This is a genomic window from Epilithonimonas hispanica (assembly GCF_003385395.1).
GTDB classification, from domain to species: Bacteria; Bacteroidota; Bacteroidia; order Flavobacteriales; family Weeksellaceae; genus Epilithonimonas; species Epilithonimonas hispanica.
In genome coordinates, this window is sequence record NZ_QNUG01000142.1 from 1 (window position 1) to 420 (window position 420).

Here is a 420-nt window from a genome sequence, read left to right on the forward strand (position 1 = left end):
CCAGCACCGGGCAGGTGTCAGACCCTATACTGCATCTTTCGATTTTGCAGAGTCCTGTGTTTTTGATAAACAGTCGCCTGGGCCTCTTCACTGCGGCCAACATTGCTGCTGGCGTCTCTTCTTCCGAAGTTACGAGACTATTTTGCCTAGTTCCTTAACCATGATTCACTCTAGCACCTTAGGATTCTCTCCTCGACTACCTGTGTCGGTTTATGGTACGGGTTGCTTCACTTCGGCTTTTCTTGGAATCTATTTCCCTACAGCAGCTTCGCCCGAAGGCTAAGCCTTGACTATTCCGTCAGTCTCCAGTAAGTACGTAAATCCGTCCCCTTTTTAGTGTGAGCAAGTATGGGAATATTAACCCATTGTCCATCCACTACCCCTTTCGGGTTCGCGTTAGGTCCCGACTAACCCTCAGCT

The 420-nt window shown here is 49.3% G+C and carries 1 rRNA gene; it reads right to left on the bottom strand.

Annotated features, from left to right (window positions below):
• Positions 1–420 (bottom strand): 23S ribosomal RNA (locus tag DRF58_RS18250); the annotation flags it as partial.